This is a genomic window from Halorussus salinisoli, from assembly GCA_005239435.1.
GTDB lineage: Archaea > Halobacteriota > Halobacteria > Halobacteriales > Haladaptataceae > Halorussus > Halorussus salinisoli.
This window is the reverse complement of sequence record ML241305.1, coordinates 419,471-434,905: the sequence shown is the minus strand read 5'-3', so window position 1 is coordinate 434,905 and position 15,435 is coordinate 419,471. Positions and strand designations below refer to the sequence as shown.

The following is a 15,435-nucleotide window of genomic DNA, read 5'->3' as shown; positions in this document are numbered from 1 at the left end:
CGCTACTCGAACGCCCGGTCGAGCGTCTCGCGAACGTCGTCGGTTTCGACGGGTGCCCACGCTTCGAGGTCGTAGCTCACGTCCAGCAACTCCTCGGCGCGTTCGGCGTCGCCCGCGGCCGCGACCGTTCGACTCTCCTCGTGCAGGCGCTCGGCGACCGCCTCGCCGAGTCCCTCGCGGTCCAACTCCCTGTCGGGCACGTCGAGGATGTGTGGCAGGTCCTCGCCGTTCTCGGGCACCGTGGGGAAGGCCGCGGGTCCGGCGACGAGAACGGTTTCGGTCCCGTCCTCCGAGTCGTCGCCCTCGTCGTCCCCGGTTTCGTACTCGGTTTCCACGAGATAGTACGCTTCGACCGCACGCTCGATTTCGGCCGTGAACGCCTCGCGTTCGACCTGCTTGCCCTGCTTGAACGCGAGTTCGACCAGGGCCTGTTCGAGTTCGTCGCGGGCGAGTCCGCCGAAGAGGTCCACTACCCCGGCGAGTTCGTCTCTGGTGTCGGCCATTCGTTATGCGGTAGCGGTCGTCCCGGGGGCTTAGTTGTTCGGAACCAGGGTGACTCAACTCGAACTCGCCTCCCGGTCGAGTCGCTCTTCGAGTTCCGCCGCGAGTTCCTCGTCGATTTCGCCGACCCGTTCGACGAGTTCGGACTCGACTTCGGTCGAGACGCGGGTAGACGTACCGGCCGATCATGACGGACGCCCAGAATCCAACGACGGGCGAGAGGAGCCACCACGCCAGAGTCTCGCCGACTACCGCCCAGTTCAACTCCCCCGTTGTGAGCCCCAATCCCGCAATCGCGCCGACCGCAGTCGTGGACGTAGAGGCCGGAGCGCCGGAGACGTTACCGACCAGTAGCGCACCGCCGATGAAAAACAGGACGACGATGCTGACCGGGAGCGTGAACAGCGTCGGGTCGCGGACCAGTTCTCGGCCGAGAGTATCGACGACCCGTCGGCCGATCGTCCACGCGCCAGCGAAGAAAAACAGCGCCATCAGGCCCGCGGCGGTGACCTTGGTGACGGCTCCGGAACCGACTGCGGGGCCGAACGCCGGGCCGGTAGTCGCACCCCCGATGTTGTACGCGACGAAGCAGGCGATGAACGCACCACCGAGCAGTAGCACGTCGGTCACGGTTCGGTCGCCAGTACGTACCTGAGGCTATTAACGTCTTGTCGGATTCGACGGTCCGAACGACCGTCGGTACGACCACTTCGCCGACACGAAGGTTCAAATACGAGGACGGGGCCAATCCCGTCCGGACGTTTCGTGCGGTCGCTCGAACGTCGGGGTCGAGGACCGCCAGTCCGACTACCCGGAAGCGGCTGAGCCAATCCGACGACCGAGAGCCACGCCTACGCGAAGTAATCCGCGAGTCTGTCGGCGGCCTCCTCGACTCGGGGACTCACCAGCGCGAACCGGAGCCAGTCGTCGCGGGACTCGCCGAACGCCTCGCCCGGCATGCCCGCGACGCCCGCCTCGTCGACGAGTCGCTCGACGTTCTCCAGCGTGCCGGGGAACCCGGGGAAGCGGGCCATCACGTAGAACGCGCCGTCGGGCGAGGAGTAGTCGGCACCCGCGGCGTCCAGCGCCGAGGTGAACGTCTCGACGCGCTCGCGGAGGAGTTCGCGGTTCGCCTCGTAGTAGGCCGGGTCGGTGTTCCGCAGGGCGTGGAGGACCGCGTACTGGCCGGGTCGGGTAGTGGCGACGTTGGTCAGCATGTGGCGGGTCTTGGCCACGTCCACCAGCGACTCGGGGAAGACGGCGTACCCCACGCGAAAGCCGGTGATGGCGAACGTCTTCGAGTAGGAGTTGGTGACGACGCGGTGGTCCGAGTCGAACGACAGCGCCGAAGTGAACGTCCCGGAGAAGTCGAAGTGGTCGTACACCTCGTCGCTCACCAGCAGGGCGTCGTACTCCTCGGCGATTGCCACGAGTTCGCGCATCGTCTCCTCGTCGTAGACCGCGCCAGTGGGGTTGTTCGGCGTGTTGACCACGATTGCCGCAGTCTCCTCGCTGGCAGCTTCGCGCACCTCTGCAGGGTCGAGAGAGCCGTCTTCGGCGGTGGCGACGTACCGAGCGGTCGCGCCGAGCATCGTCGTCTTGCCCGGATAGTAGGGGTACACGGGGTCGGTGAGGACGAACTCCGACCCGCGTTCGCGCTCCAGCGCGCGAGCCATGGCGAGGTAGTTAGCTTCGCCGCCGCCGTTGGTCACGACGACCTGGGACTGGTCTACGTTCCGACGCTCGGCGATCTCCTCGCGGAGTCCCCGGAGACCCTCGCTCGGCGGGTACTGGAAGTCCCTACCGCCGAGGTCGGCGTACTCGTGGAGTCCCTCGCTGACGGCGTCGGGCGACCCCCAGTCGGGGTTCCCGCTCACCATGTCCACTACGTCTCGGTCGGCCTCCGCGGCGTACTGCATCACGTGGAAGAACAGCGGCGTGTCGTATTCCATGGTGAGACGCTCGCGCGCCGGGTAGGTCTTTCTTTCGTTCGGTGCCACCCCGTCGCTCCGAAAGGAACTACAAACCGGGCGTCGATGGTTCACCTATGGACACTGCGAACCCGGAGAACGTTCGGACGTACTACGATTACATCGACGCCGAGGACTACGAGTCGGTGTTCTCGCTGTTCGCCGCCGACGTGACCTACGAGCGCCCCGGCCAGTCGAACCTCTCCGGAATGGCGGAGTTCCGCGAGTTCTACCTCGAAGACCGGCCGCTCGAAGAGGGCAACCACGAGATTCACGACGTCACCGCCGACGGCGACACCGTCGCGGTTCGAGGCGAGTTCACCGGCGTCCAGGACGGCGAGGAAGTGTCGTTCGGCTTCGCCGACTTCCACCGGTTCGACGAGGACGGACAGATCACCGAGCGCTGGACCTACACCGACCGGGACGAGGTGTGAGTGACGGCTTCGAGAGGGAGAACCGTTTTCGAGCGCGAACTCGGGCGGGATGGTAAGAATCGTGCGTGCCGATACGTTTTTCACCGTCCCGCAGGTACAGGTGGCTACATGGTCGCACAGACGATGGATCGCGTTCCGCACGGGCAGTAGACGAGTAGCACGAGTGACTATTACTGAAGGTGTTCGCAGATGCTGACGACTGGAAAGACTATCATCGAGACTGGACTGGATGCCGCGGCGCTCAAGCCCGCAGAGTGCGACGTGTCGCGCGCGGTCGAACTCCCCTTCGAGACGGTCGCCATCGACTACGAAGGGCGCGAACACCTCCCCGACGAAGCGACGTTGGCCGGAATCGCACGGGAGAAGGAGGTTCGCCTGACCACGCCCGTCAGGGCCGACGGGTTCGACCCCCTCGGCGACGACGCCAACTACGACCGGATTCCCGAGGGCGTAAATCGGGTCGCGGTCGCCGGACACGCCGCCTATCTCACCGACGAGGAGCGCCGGAAAGCGGTCGCACCTCGACTCCGGGCCGCGGTCGAGCGCGACTCCACCGCGTGGGTCGGCACCGAGGGCGTCGAGCGACTCGCGCTGGCGACCGGGGCGACCCAGTTCGAACTCCTCTCTCGAACCACCGAGCGAGACCTGCGGTCGCTCAGGGCCGCCGGATTCGACGGCGAACTCGCGGTGTACGCACCCACCGTCCTCACCGACGACGACGACGAGGTGCTGGACGCGGTCGGCGGCTACGCCGCCCGTAGAGGTCCCGTCGCGAGCGCGCTCCCCGACGGAGCAGAGACCGACCGCGCCGCGACCGGTCGGGCGCGTGAGGTCCTCTCGGCCGCAACCCGGGACTACGCACTGGTCGGAACGCCCGCCGAAATCGGCGAACAAGTCGCCCGACTCAAGGAAGTCGGAGCCGACCTGGTGGTCGGCTACCCCGCCCGCGGCATCGAGGAGTTCGTCGGATAGCGCGTATCGGCGTTGTCGCGATTCGGCTCGGGTCGATACTCCTTTCCCGGGCGATTTCGAAGGCGAGGTATGCGATTCGCCCGCCTGTTGACCACGGACGGACCTGTCGGTGGCGAGTACGAGGACGGTTTCGTCTACGCCGACGACGGCACCTACGAAGTCGGCCGAGACGGGAGACTACTCCCGCCGTGTGAACCGTCCGCGCTGTACTGCGTCGGCCGCAACTACGCCGAGACGCTCGACCAGATGGACTACGCTCGCCCGGACGAACCGGACTTCTTCGTCAAGCCGCCGGCGTCGTTGCTGGCCCACGGAGAGCCGATTCCGTACCCGACGTTCACCGACGAACTCACCTACGCGGGGGAACTGGCGGCGGTCGTCGGTGAGCGCTGTCGGAACGTCGCACCCGACGAGGTGTCCGAGGTCGTCCGCGGATACACGATATTGAACGACGTGGACGCGCTCGACCAACAGGGTCGGACGGCCCGGAAGGCGTTCGACGGGTCGGCACCGCTCGGGCCGTGGATAGAGACCGACGTGGACCCGACTGCCATCGACGTGCGGACCGACGTCGCCGGTGAACGCCGACAGGAGGCGAACACGGAACTGATGCTGTTCGGTCCCCGCGAGGTCGTCTCCTTCCTCTCCGAGCGGTTCACCCTCCGTCCGGGCGACGTAATCGCGTTCGGTAGTCCGGCGAATCCGGGACTCGTCGAACCGGGCGACGAGGTCGAAATCACCTACGAGGGCGTCGGAACGCTCCGAAACGAAGTCGTCGCGCCGGAGTAGGTTCGGACGTTTCGGTGGGTCGCCTTCACCGTCTCGTTTTCCGTCGGGCACATCTCTAAGTGCCCGGTCGCCCTTCCCCCGGTCATGAGTCGTACGTACCTCCACGAACACACCACGACCACGGCCGCCGAGGCCTTCTCGGATGCCGAGGTCGCGGTCCTGCCGACCGGCAGCGTCGAACAACACGGTCCTGCGCTTCCCCTCGGGACCGACCTCCTCGCGGCCCGCGCGGTCGCCGAGACGGTGGCCGACCGCTCGGACGCGGTCCTCCTCCCACCGATTCCGGTCGGGGTCAGCGCCCACCACCGCCAGTTCGACGGGACGCTCTGGACCGACCCCGGGACGTTCGAGGCTTACGTCGCCGACGTCGTGGCCAGCGTGACCGAACACGGCGTCCGGAAGGCGGTCGTCGTCAACGGTCACGGCGGGAACTCCGACGCCCTCCGGCGTGCCGCCCGGAATCTGCGGGACGAGAGGGTCGCCTTCGCCACGCCGTGGAACTGGTGGTCGAACCTCGACGCCCTCGTCGAGGAGGAACTCGACACCTCGCTGGGCCACGCCGACGAGGTGGAGACCAGTGTGATGCTCGCCGTCGCGGGCGACCTCGTGCGGGAGGCCGCTCTCGAAGACGCCGAGGAGCGCGGCGGCGACTCGTGGGGCAAATCCGTCCGTGGCGCTCCGGTCGGCTTCGACGCCATCGACTTCACGGAGAGCGGCGCAGTCGGGTCGCCAACCGAGGGATCGCGGGAGGTCGGCGAGAAACTGTTCGACCACGCCGGAGACGACCTCGCGGCGCTCGTGGAGTGGCTAGCCGAACAGAACCTCGACTCCCTCTGGCCGCGGGGGCACAGATGACGGACGTTCCCGAGCCAGAACCCGACGCGACCGAACCGAGGGTCGCAGTCGTCGGCGGCGGCGCGGTCGGCGTCACCGCGGCCTACGACCTCGCGCGGCAGGGTGCGGAGGTCGTCGTCTACGAGAAAGACGGAATCGGCGGCGGAAGCACGGGCCGGGCGGCGGGCGTCCTCTACGACGCCTTCGCCGCACCGGAGGACGCCCGGGTCGGGAGTCGGGCCATCGAGCGCTTCCGCGAGTTCTCGGGCGAGGGCGACTTCGAGTTCCGCGAGACGCCGTACGTCTGGTTCGCCCGCGAGCGAGACGACGAGCGCACGGCGGCCATCCGCGAGCAGGTCCCTCGAATGGCCGAACAGGGCCGAGACGTGTCGTTCGCCGACCCCGCGGACCTCCGGGAGCGATTCCCCGCGGTCGACTGGAGCGACGTGGGCGTGGCGGCAGTCGCGGAGAACGCCGGACGAACCGACCCCGGAAGCTACGCCGACCTGCTCGCCGGGAAGGCCAGCGAGGAGGGCGCGACGGTCCGGACTGGCGTCGAGGTGCGAATCGACGCCGACGACCTCCGGGTCGAAGCCGTAGGCGACGAAATCGAGTCCGAGACCTTCGACGCAATCGTGGTCGCCGCGGGCGCCCACACCAAGCGCCTGCTCGCTATCGCCGGAATTCCCGTCTCGCTCAAGCCCTACCGGGTGCAGGCGGTGACCGTGGGGTTCGACGGCGAGCGACGGGCCGACGTGCCGATGTGCTACGACGCGACCGGCGGGTACTATCTCCGACCGCATCCGGAGGGACTGCTGGCGGGCGACGGCACCGAGGAGGTCGAGAGCGACCCCGACGACTGGGCGCGCGAAGCCGACCGGGAGTTCTGCGACGTGACCCGCGAGCGACTCGCCCACCGCGTCGGCGAGTTCGGCGCGGTCCGGGAGGCGTGGGCGGGGCTCTGCGTGGCGACGCCCGACCGCGACCCGCTTCTCGGCGAGTTGCGCGACGGCCTCTTCGTCGCGGCCGGGTGGCAGGGCCACGGATTCATGCGCGCTCCGGCACTCGGCGAGGCGGTCGCCGAGGCGGTTCTCGGCGAGACTCCCCTGCCGGAGTTCGACCCGACTCGCTTCGACGGCGACGAGACGTTCGCCATCGTGGAGGGGATGGCGATAGAGTAGCGTGGTCGTCGATGGAGCACCCGACACGTTCGTCGTCCGACACGGAAAAATCTAAAATAATATGGGTGTATTGGATCGAACTGACGTGGGCGAAAGTCCAGACGACCGGGACTTCGAACGCGAACTGCGAGACCTTCTGTTGACGGCGTTCGCCGAGAGGGAGGAGATTACCGGAGAACGGGACCTGCGAACGATTCCCGACCAGTTACCCGACTGGCGGGTGACGGTCGAACGGTGCGGGGACGAGCGACCGACGAGCGCGAGTCCGTCGGACGAGTCGCCCTAAACTTGCGGCGATTCGGTCCTGGACTCGTCTGTTTTCTCGGTCCGTTTCGGTACTCGAACCCGGAGCGTGCCGTGTTCGGTCAGGGTCGCAGACGCCTCCTCGGCATCGACTACGGCGTCGGCCGGGAGGTCGGCCTGTCCGTCGAGCGAGAGGCCGCGGCCGGGAAACAGCATCTCGAAGTCCTCGTAGAAGTCGCGGAAGCGGTCGATGCGGACGTGGACCGCGCCCTCGGCGTACCGGACCTGAACGTCGCTTCCGGTCGCGCCCGGCGCGTCGAACACCACGAGGTAGGCGTCGTCGCTCTCCAGCAGGTCCACGGGGAGCGGTTTGGACTCCTGGACCTTACTCGCGGCCCGGCCGATGCGCTGGAGGACGGCGCTTCCGACCGACCGACTGATGTCGCGCAGGGTCATAGCTCGATTTCCCGGAGCGTGTCGGTTCGAGTGCAGTACGGGCACTGGAAGTCCGAGACTCCCACGTCGTCGGGCATGTCGTAGGTGTAATGCATCTCGAACATGTCCAGCTCGCACTCGTCGTTCGTACACTTCACTTCGAGCGTCGCGGGCATAGTCGAATTTAACGCCCGCGTGACCATAAACGGGAGGGCTTCGGCGATTCTGCGTTACGGCGGCGGCCGGTGACTCCCCCGAAACTTGGCCCGGCCGACCGTCTCGAGCGTTCCGACTCGGTGACCTCTCCACCCCGACGCGCGCTGGCGCGACTGCTTCGGGTCGCGCCGATTCGCGCGAGGTCGTCGGGAGCAGAGCGAACGAGGAGGTTGGGAGGGGTGGGGCCCGCGGTCGCGGTGCCGTGCTGTGCGGTTGCGGTACGCCGTGGCTCACGGAGACGCTAGCTTCCGAATTCCTTTCGCCCTCGCTTTCGTATCGGAAGTCGGAGACTCGAGCAGACGCTATCACATCTCCGGAATACGCAAACGCCGACTCACGACTAGTCGTCCTCGTCGCGTTCCTTCTCCTCCCCTCGACCCCTCCCCCGGCCCTTTCCGTTCCCGTAGCCTCGGCCCTCTCCGTTCTCCCTCCTCCGACCCCTGCCGCGTCCGTTCTCGTCACCGCGACCGGGGTGTTCGTCCTCGTCGTCCTCCTCCTTTTCGTCCTCCTCCTTCTCTTCCTCTTCTTCCTTCTCGCTCTCCCCCTCCTTTTCGTCCTCCTCGGCTTCGTCTTCTCGCTCGTCTTCGCTGTCGTCTTCGTCGTCCTTCTCGGCGTCGCCAGTCTCCTCGGCGTCGTCGTCTTCGTTCTCTTCTCGCTCGGCCTCCTCCTCGGCGTCTTCGTCTTCGCGTTCGTCCTCGTTTTCGTCGTCGCCGTTCGGTACGACCCGAACCGCGGCCGACCCCTCGACCTGCCGACCGTTCTCGGTCTCTCCGGTCAGTCGCACTCGGTCGGTGTTCCAGTCGATGCCCGTCGCGTCCATCCAGAAGTGGAGTTTCAGGTCCGTGCGACCGTCGCCGTCGGCGTCGGTCCCGATTCGCTCGACCGGACTCGCTCGCTTCGTCCCGCCCTCCGGCCCGAACGCGACGCTTCCGGGCGCGAGCGTCGTGGCGTCGAACTGGTCGGTCGAGTGGACCACGACCGGCAGACGGCCGTGACTCCTGGGGTTCACTTTGCCGGGGACGATTTCCACGTCCGCCGAAATCGGGCCCGACTGCCGGTCGTCTCGCTCGGTCGTGGTCTCCTCTTCCGTCGTCTCGCGGTCGGTCGTGGTCGTCGTAGTCGTACCGCCACAACTTCCCACGCGAATCGTGAGCGGTTCGTCCATCGCCAGCGAGAACCGCTCGGGGTCGTCGCGGTCGCCCGAGAGGAGTTGCCAGTCGGTGATTTCGCCCTCGTAGGGGTCGCCGTACAGCGCCGCGGCCTCGTTGAAAGCGGGCCGAATCGTCACCGCGAAGTCGTCACCGAGCGGTTTGTAGACCCCGCCGTCGGACCGGCGGTCGGTCCACGTCCAGTCAACTTTCCACCCATCGCCAGTCTGGCTGAAGCTGTCGTAGTTGCTCGGGGCGTCGTAATCGTCGTCGCCGACGACCCACGACCCTCGGTCGGGGTTCTCGAACGCGAGGTCGAAGGTGACCGCGCCGCCCGAGGTTCCGTCGTTCAGTTTATCGTGGACGAGGACCAGACTCAGGCCCTCCGGCCCGTCGTAGAGGAAGCAGATGCTCGTCTCCGGGCGCTGGAGGTCGGTCGTACCGTAGGAACTGTAAGCCGCGCCCGACGGGGAGGTGTAGGGCGTCCGGTAGTCGTAGAACGCTTCGGCGGTCTCGTCGTCGGAGAGCGGCGTTATCGGGATGCAACGGTCGCCCTGCTCGACGACGAATCGGGTCGCGTCAAGCGCCTCGACGCCGATTTCTCGGGCGAGTGAACTGCGCGCGAGGCCGACGCCGCCGAGTCCGGTCGCCAGTGCCGCGAGGACGCCGCGTCGCTCGATACCGCCGGTGGAGGAGTCTCGTTCGGACATGCGAATCGTTGCCCGTTCCTTGGACCGAACCGGACATTGTTCCACGGCGCTTACTCTCGCAGTTCTAACAGATGTGGCTCCACGGGAGAAACGGCGTCGTGTCAGCCTCCGTTCGAAGTCGGCGAACGGTCCGGACTGTCGGCTTAGGTCGCGTACAACGACGGTCTGAAATCGCGTTTCGGCCGCCAACGAGGACGAATTTCCGCCATTCGGTAGACTCGCTGTGCCACGGGCAGGGACGAGCGCTCTCGGGTTACTTCTCTGCGAGTGAACAGGTAGTACACGGCGTCTACTCCACGTCGGCTTCTACTCCGTGTAGTCATCGTTTTACCCATCGAGAAGCAACTGCTCTACATGACCGACCTCGCGGACCTCGACGTGACCCTCGTGGACGGGTACGTCGACGAACCGGCCCACTTCGGCGTGCCGCCGTACATCTCGACGTATCCACGGTACACCGCCGGTGCCATCGTGGACGCGGGCGTCCCCGACGAGAACGTGACTTACCACACCATCGACGAACTCCGCGACGATTCGCACAAGTGGCGCGACGTGGAGGACGCAGACCTGTTCGTCTACATCGGCGGGATGACCGTCCCCGGCAAGTACGTCGGCGGTACTCCGGCCGAACCCGACGAAGTGCGGAAGATGGCGTGGACCGCCGACGGAACGAGTCTGATGGGCGGCCCGGTCAAGTTCGGCGTCGGCGACGAGAACGCGGGCGCGACCGAGACCGAACGCGACGATCTGGACTTCGACTTCGTGGCGAAGGGAGACGTGGAGGCGGCGGCCTACGACCTCCTCCGGAGCGGGATGGAGGGGTTCGACAACCGGATGCGCGACAACGAGGAGATAGACCGGTGGGCCGCGAAGGGGGCGTTCGTGGTCGAACAGCATCCCAACCACCCCGAGTATCTCATCTGCGAGATGGAGACCTCGCGGGGGTGCCCGTACAGGTGTTCGTTCTGTACGGAACCGCTGTACGGAAACCCCTCCTTCCGACGACCGGAGTCGGTCGTCAGTGAGGTCGAGGGTCTCTACGAGCGCGGCGCGCGACACTTCCGACTCGGGCGGCAGGCCGACATCCTCGCTTACGGCGGCGACGGCGAGAAGCCGAATCCCGACGCGCTCCGCGACCTCTACGGAGGCATCCGAGAGGTCGCGCCCGACCTCGAAACGCTCCACCTCGACAACATGAACCCCATCACGGTGGTGGAGTGGCCCGAGTTGGCCCGCGAGGGCATCCGCGTCATCGCCGAACACAACACGCCGGGCGACACCGCGGCCTTCGGTCTCGAATCCGCCGACCCCCTCGTGCAGGAGGAGAACAACCTCAACGTGACCGCCGAGGAGTGTTTCGAGGCGGTCGAAATCGTAAACGAGGAGGCTGGCTGGCGACCCGGCGAGGACCCTGCGGACGCTCCGACCCACGGCAAATCGGCCGCCAACCGTCTCCCCAAACTCCTGCCCGGCATCAACCTGCTCCACGGTCTGAAGGGCGAGCGCCGGGAGACGTTCGAGCACAACAAGGAGTTCCTGAACCGGGTGTACGACGAGGGCCTGATGCTCCGCCGGGTCAACATCCGGCAGGTCATGGCGTTCGACGGCACCGAGATGAGCGACGTGGGCGCGGACATCGCCAACGACCACAAGAAACTGTTCAAGCAGTACAAGACCGAGGTCCGGGAGACTATCGACAATCCGATGCTCCAGCGACTCGCACCGCCGGGCACGATTCTGCCGGACGTCCACCTCGAATACCACCAAGACGGCAAGACGTTCGGCCGACAACTCGGCACCTACCCGCTCCTCGTCGGGATTCCGGGCGAGCGCGAACTCGGCCGAACGGTGGACGTGGCGGTCGTGGACCACGGCTATCGCTCGGTGACGGGTGTAGTCTACCCGCTGGACGTGAACAGCGCCACGATGGACGAACTAACCGCGATTCCGGGCCTCGGCAAGCAACGCGCCGGAAACATCGTCGTCAACCGACCCTACGAGTCGCCCGCAGACCTCGACGCCGACGTCGGCGTGGAACTGACCGAGTTCACGACCGCGGAACGCCCGGAAGGAGCGGAAGGCGCGGACTGAGAGCTTTTGCTCTGCGGTAGCGGTGCAGTGGCGATGCGGTGGCGGTGCGATGGCGATGCGGTAGCGGTGCTGTCGCGGTGGCGGTCCACAGCGAGTGCGGGAGCGGAGCGACCGACCGAGCGGACCACCGATTCCTGCTGATACCGTAATCCGCCGCGAGCGAGGGAACGCAGTGACCGAGCGAGCGGTCCAAGGAACCCTCGACGAAGCGCCTGCGGCGCTTCTGAGGGGGTGACGCCGGATTTTGATCGACCTTTTGCCAGCGAGGGAGGCCGCGCGCCGCTGGCGCGCGGCCCACCGAGCGCAGGAAACGGTCGTTGAGTAAAACTCTTTACGCGCTGACCACTTGGGTCTAAACGGAGGCATATAGCCTTGGAGATCTCTGACAAACTGCTGTGTCTGTTCAGTGCTGATGTGACTATCGAAGACGACAAGTACGTCGTCGAAGTACCGCGCAGAGAAATCGAGACCGGGTCGGTCGAACCCGGCGAGACCTATCGCGTCGCGCTTATCTCCGACGACTCCGACTCCTCGACGCAGTCCGAGTCGCAGTCGCAGTCCAAGAGTAGCAGCGCGCCGTCGGAACCGCAACCCCCCGTCGAGGAGGGCGAGATCCGCTACGTCGAGGTCGAAGACATCGGCAAGCAGGGCGACGGCATCGCTCGCGTCGAGCGAGGCTACGTCATCATCGTCCCCGACGCCGAAATCGGCGAGCGCGTAAAGGTCGAAATCACGGAAGTCAAGTCCAACTTCGCGGTCGGCGAAATCATCGAAGAGGACTTCTAGCGCGACTCTTTTCCGTGTGACTTTTTGGTGGTGTCTCCGAGAAGCGGTTCGGAGTGGTCGCTGGCGTCTTTTGGAAATAATATCGTTTCCCATACCAAGAAATAGGTATGCTAAAGAATCAACATCAATTCTTCTGGCCGTAGAAATCGAAATCGGCCCGCACTAACCGGAACTCCGGAGTCGAATTTACCCTGCACCCGGACGTTCAAATACGAGAACGGGACGAACCCTTCGCGTGTCGCACTCCCGACCGAAAACCCGTCAATTCGCCGTGGGCGTCGTCGCGGCGGTCCTGCGTGCGGTCCGACTCGCCGCGGTCAACCCTCGTAGGCGGACCCGTCCGGGCGCTTCGCGCCCTCGGAGTCGTGGACCACGACGCCTTCGTCGGGGTCGGCGGGCGCGTACTCGTCGCGGACCGCGATGGCCTCCGCCAGTTCCCGGACCGCTCGCTCCTTGAGCGCCGCCGCGAGTTCCTCGGCGTCCTCACGAGAGATATCTCTGCCCAACCCCTCGCACTCGTGGGCGCGGACCATCCCCGCCTCGTCTACGGCTTCGCCCATCGGCTGGCTCGTGCCGCCGAGCGCGACGGAGAAGGGGTAGGTCTCGCAGATGAGCGGCCGGTCGCCGTGGACCGAGCAGGCCCCGGTCCCGTCGTCGGCCTCCTCGTAGAACGCGCAGTCACCGCAGGCGTCGGTCTGGAGCGCCCACTCGAACGTCTCGCCCGTTGGTTCGGTCTCGGACTCGGATTCGTCGGTCTCGGCGTCATCCTCGGCGTCGTCAGTGTCGGCACTCTCGCCGTCGTCGAGACCGTAGGGCATCGGCCGAGCCACGTCTCGCCAGTCGTACTCGGTCGCGGCTTGGAGGTCCCGCACCTCGTCGGGGAAGACGGTCGCGGTGTGGGGGTCGTCGGCCTCGGCTTTACAGCACGCGCCGCACCGGGTACACTCGAAGCCGATGGACTCGATGGCGTCCGCGAGGTCGGCGGTGTCGAGTTCGCGGGCGCGCTCTAACTCCGCTTCGAGGCTCTGCACGTGTTGGGGTTGGTCCTCGCGGGCAAAAGGGTGTTTATCGTGTCGACGGGGGTTGCTGAGACAGTCGACTATCTGCTAGGGTCGGAGTCTGCCTGCTGAGACGACCACGTAGAACGCGACCGGGCGGCCCCTTTCAGACCACCCACGCCGGTTGCGTCACCGAGCGTTTGCCGGTGGTTCGTTTCACCGAGCGCACCCGTCAGGTCGGGCGCGCTCGGTCGCCGTCCCACTCGACTTTCCCCTCGACGGCCAGTTTGTCGAGGTGCGCGGCGGTCGTGCTTCGGGCGAGTTCGCGGACGCCCGAGAGGTCCTTCTCGTAGGCGGCGTCGAGGATTTCGTCCAGCGCGGTCGCGCCGTCGTGGACCGCGTCCAGAATCTTCGCCTCGCGGTCGAGTCGGTGGCGAAGCAGGCGCTCGATTTCGGTCCGGGGGTCGTCGATGGTGGGACCGTGGCCGGGACAGAGCCGGTCGGGATTCCGGGCGTAGAGTCGCCGGAGCGAGGTCAGGTACGCCCGCACGTCGCCCTCGTCCGCGCCGACGACCACGCTCCCCGCCGATACCACGAGGTCACCGGTCAACATCGTCCCGTCGGCCGCGAGCGCGACGTGGTCGGGGGCGTGGCCCGGCGTTTCGAGAACCGTCGCGCCGGCGATGGCGGTTCCCTCCCGGAACGTCCGGTCGGGCGCGATACCCGTCGCTCGCTCGAATCGCTCCTCGCGGCCCGCCCGTGCCCAGACGGTCGCGTCGCAGGCGTCCGCGTAGTGGGCGACCGCGCCTACGTGGTCGGGATGGGCGTGCGTGACGAGGACGTGGCCGACGTCGCGCGATTCGACCGCGGCGTCGAGTTCGTCGGTCCGGCCCGCGGGGTCCACGAGGAGCGCGTCCCCTCGCCCGAGAACGTAGGCGTTGGTCGCTCCCGTCGGTGCGAGCGTCTCGGTCGGCACCGAGACCTGACGAAGTTCCATGCCGGAAGCGTCGCGCGCCGACGAAAAAAGCGTAGTCGGTTCTGCGGCAGAGTAGTAGCCGAGACGACCGCAGTCAGCGGTTGAGGAAGTAGACTTGCTTGCGGGCGTCCTGGAAACTGTACCGCGAGTTCACGAGGTCTTCGTCTTCGAGGCGGTTCAGCGCGTACCGGACCGTACGGTCGGGAAGCAGCGACTCCTCCGCGAGTTGGCCCTGCGAGAGCGGGGAGTCGGTCTCCAGAACCTTCGCGACGAGTTTGGCGCTCGGGGGAAGTTCGCGCAGGCGGTCGCGGAAATCGTCTGATAACGGTTCGGTGACGGGCGGCTCGTCCGTAGTCGCGCTCATACCTATGTCACCCTGCAACTCACGGGTAAAGCTTGGCTATATGCACATCAGTACACTCAATACTCCTTAAGGATGTATTATCTCACCTTAAATTCACTTCTCCCGGCCGCGGTCAGCCAAAAGTTACGTCCGCCGAGGACCAATCCCGGATATGGAATCGATTCCCGGGGAGTTCCACGACCTGTTCGAGCGCGAGACGTTCGCCAACTTCGCCACCCTGATGGACGACGGCACTCCGCAGGTGACGCCGGTCTGGATCGACCGCGACGACGAGGACCATCTGCTGGTCAACACCGCGCGCGGTCGCCAGAAGGTGCGCAACGTCGAGCGCGACCCGAAGGTCGGCGTCTGCGTGATGGACCCCGACGACCCCTATCGGTACGTCTCGGTCCGCGGCGAGGTGGTCGAAGTGACCGAGGACGGCGCGGTCGAACACATCGACGAACTCGCGCGCCGCTACATGGGCGTCGAGGAGTACCCCAACCACGGCGAGGAGTCCGGCCCGCGAGTCGTCGTTCGAATCCGGCCGGACCGCGTCGTCACCAGCGGCGAGTAGCTACTGCTCTCCCAATCGGTCGGTCTGGGGGTCGTCGCCGTGGCGGTTGTACCGGCCGAGCAGACACTTGCAGTCCGGACAGTGGACGACGACGAATCGACCTCGCTCGTGGCGAACGAGACTCTCGGCGTCGAGATGCCGTCCGCATCCCTTGCAGGTCGTCATGTCTTCCCCGACGAGGTACGACCTCGACGTGCAAAGAGGTTCGTCCCGAGATGCTGAGAGGAGCCG

The 15,435-nt window shown here is 66.4% G+C and carries 17 protein-coding genes and 2 pseudogenes; 9 read left to right on the top strand and 10 right to left on the bottom strand.

Features of this window, described 5'->3' with window-relative positions:
• Window positions 1–2: 2 nt before the first annotated feature.
• The 3 genes and pseudogenes from E2484_RS02250 to E2484_RS02240 form a co-directional block, all read right to left on the bottom strand.
• Entirely contained in the window at window positions 3–503 is a 501-nt protein-coding gene (locus E2484_RS02250; RefSeq protein WP_137283596.1) for a DUF7109 family protein, read from the bottom strand.
• Between the two features lie 124 nt (window positions 504–627).
• Window positions 628–1,131, bottom strand: a pseudogene (locus tag E2484_RS02245) (anion permease); the annotation flags it as partial.
• A 221-nt stretch (window positions 1,132–1,352) separates the two neighbouring features.
• On the bottom strand, window positions 1,353–2,453 hold the full coding sequence (locus E2484_RS02240; protein WP_137283595.1) for a pyridoxal phosphate-dependent aminotransferase: 1,101 nt from the start codon (window positions 2,451–2,453) through the stop codon (window positions 1,353–1,355).
• 95 nt (window positions 2,454–2,548) lie between these two features.
• Here E2484_RS02240 and E2484_RS02235 point away from each other — a divergent pair, with 95 nt between their 5' ends.
• The 6 genes from E2484_RS02235 to E2484_RS02210 all read left to right on the top strand — a co-directional run bounded on the left by E2484_RS02235 (window position 2,549) and on the right by E2484_RS02210 (window position 6,967).
• Window positions 2,549–2,905 (top strand): nuclear transport factor 2 family protein, encoded by a 357-nt coding sequence (locus E2484_RS02235; RefSeq protein WP_137283594.1) that lies wholly within the window; start codon window positions 2,549–2,551, stop codon window positions 2,903–2,905.
• 189 nt (window positions 2,906–3,094) lie between these two features.
• Window positions 3,095–3,877, top strand: coding sequence for a DUF7388 family protein (locus E2484_RS02230; protein WP_137283593.1), 783 nt, complete (start codon window positions 3,095–3,097; stop codon window positions 3,875–3,877).
• A gap of 69 nt (window positions 3,878–3,946) precedes the next feature.
• A complete protein-coding gene (locus E2484_RS02225; protein ID WP_137283592.1) occupies window positions 3,947–4,666 on the top strand; it encodes a fumarylacetoacetate hydrolase family protein in 720 nt (239 codons plus the stop codon).
• 84 nt (window positions 4,667–4,750) lie between these two features.
• Entirely contained in the window at window positions 4,751–5,521 is a 771-nt protein-coding gene (locus E2484_RS02220) for a creatininase family protein (RefSeq protein WP_137283591.1), read from the top strand.
• A complete protein-coding gene (locus E2484_RS02215) occupies window positions 5,518–6,681 on the top strand; it encodes an NAD(P)/FAD-dependent oxidoreductase (protein WP_137283590.1) in 1,164 nt (387 codons plus the stop codon). The genes E2484_RS02220 and E2484_RS02215 overlap by 4 nt, the downstream gene beginning before the upstream one ends.
• 85 nt (window positions 6,682–6,766) lie before the next feature.
• Window positions 6,767–6,967, top strand: a complete 201-nt coding sequence (locus E2484_RS02210; protein ID WP_137283589.1) for a hypothetical protein — start codon at window positions 6,767–6,769, stop codon at window positions 6,965–6,967.
• Window positions 6,968–6,990: 23 nt separating this feature from the next.
• Here the strand turns inward: E2484_RS02210 and E2484_RS02205 are convergent.
• The 3 genes and pseudogenes from E2484_RS02205 to E2484_RS02200 form a co-directional block, all read right to left on the bottom strand.
• Window positions 6,991–7,380, bottom strand: a pseudogene (locus E2484_RS02205) (Hsp20/alpha crystallin family protein); the annotation flags it as partial.
• Window positions 7,377–7,535: a DUF7559 family protein gene (locus tag E2484_RS24665; RefSeq protein WP_170977208.1), complete on the bottom strand. Its 159-nt coding sequence runs from the start codon at window positions 7,533–7,535 to the stop codon at window positions 7,377–7,379. The pseudogene E2484_RS02205 and the gene E2484_RS24665, both read right to left, overlap by 4 nt.
• 380 nt (window positions 7,536–7,915) lie before the next feature.
• Entirely contained in the window at window positions 7,916–9,433 is a 1,518-nt protein-coding gene (locus E2484_RS02200; protein WP_137283587.1) for a hypothetical protein, read from the bottom strand.
• A 354-nt stretch (window positions 9,434–9,787) separates the two neighbouring features.
• Here E2484_RS02200 and E2484_RS02195 point away from each other — a divergent pair, with 354 nt between their 5' ends.
• Together E2484_RS02195 and E2484_RS02190 are read left to right on the top strand one after the other, a co-directional pair.
• Window positions 9,788–11,524: a radical SAM protein gene (locus E2484_RS02195; RefSeq protein WP_137283586.1), complete on the top strand. Its 1,737-nt coding sequence runs from the start codon at window positions 9,788–9,790 to the stop codon at window positions 11,522–11,524.
• Window positions 11,525–11,896: 372 nt separating this feature from the next.
• Window positions 11,897–12,310 (top strand): TRAM domain-containing protein, encoded by a 414-nt coding sequence (locus tag E2484_RS02190; RefSeq protein WP_137283585.1) that lies wholly within the window; start codon window positions 11,897–11,899, stop codon window positions 12,308–12,310.
• A gap of 317 nt (window positions 12,311–12,627) precedes the next feature.
• On the opposite strand, the gene E2484_RS02185 is transcribed toward E2484_RS02190, so the two are convergent.
• The 3 genes from E2484_RS02185 to E2484_RS02175 all read right to left on the bottom strand — a co-directional run bounded on the left by E2484_RS02185 (window position 12,628) and on the right by E2484_RS02175 (window position 14,648).
• Window positions 12,628–13,341: a YkgJ family cysteine cluster protein gene (locus tag E2484_RS02185; RefSeq protein WP_137283584.1), complete on the bottom strand. Its 714-nt coding sequence runs from the start codon at window positions 13,339–13,341 to the stop codon at window positions 12,628–12,630.
• Window positions 13,342–13,540: 199 nt separating this feature from the next.
• On the bottom strand, window positions 13,541–14,305 hold the full coding sequence (locus E2484_RS02180; protein WP_137283583.1) for an MBL fold metallo-hydrolase: 765 nt from the start codon (window positions 14,303–14,305) through the stop codon (window positions 13,541–13,543).
• Window positions 14,306–14,378: 73 nt separating this feature from the next.
• Window positions 14,379–14,648, bottom strand: coding sequence for a helix-turn-helix domain-containing protein (locus tag E2484_RS02175; protein ID WP_137283582.1), 270 nt, complete (start codon window positions 14,646–14,648; stop codon window positions 14,379–14,381).
• A gap of 151 nt (window positions 14,649–14,799) precedes the next feature.
• Between E2484_RS02175 and E2484_RS02170 the strand changes: the two genes are divergently transcribed.
• The gene (locus E2484_RS02170; RefSeq protein WP_137283581.1) at window positions 14,800–15,204 is read left to right on the top strand and encodes a PPOX class F420-dependent oxidoreductase; all 405 of its coding nucleotides are present in this window, start codon (window positions 14,800–14,802) and stop codon (window positions 15,202–15,204) included.
• Here the strand turns inward: E2484_RS02170 and E2484_RS24660 are convergent, their stop codons facing one another.
• Complete coding sequence (locus E2484_RS24660) at window positions 15,205–15,369, bottom strand: hypothetical protein (RefSeq protein ID WP_170977207.1); 165 nt, start codon at window positions 15,367–15,369, stop codon at window positions 15,205–15,207. It abuts the gene before it with no gap.
• Window positions 15,370–15,435: the final 66 nt, after the last annotated feature.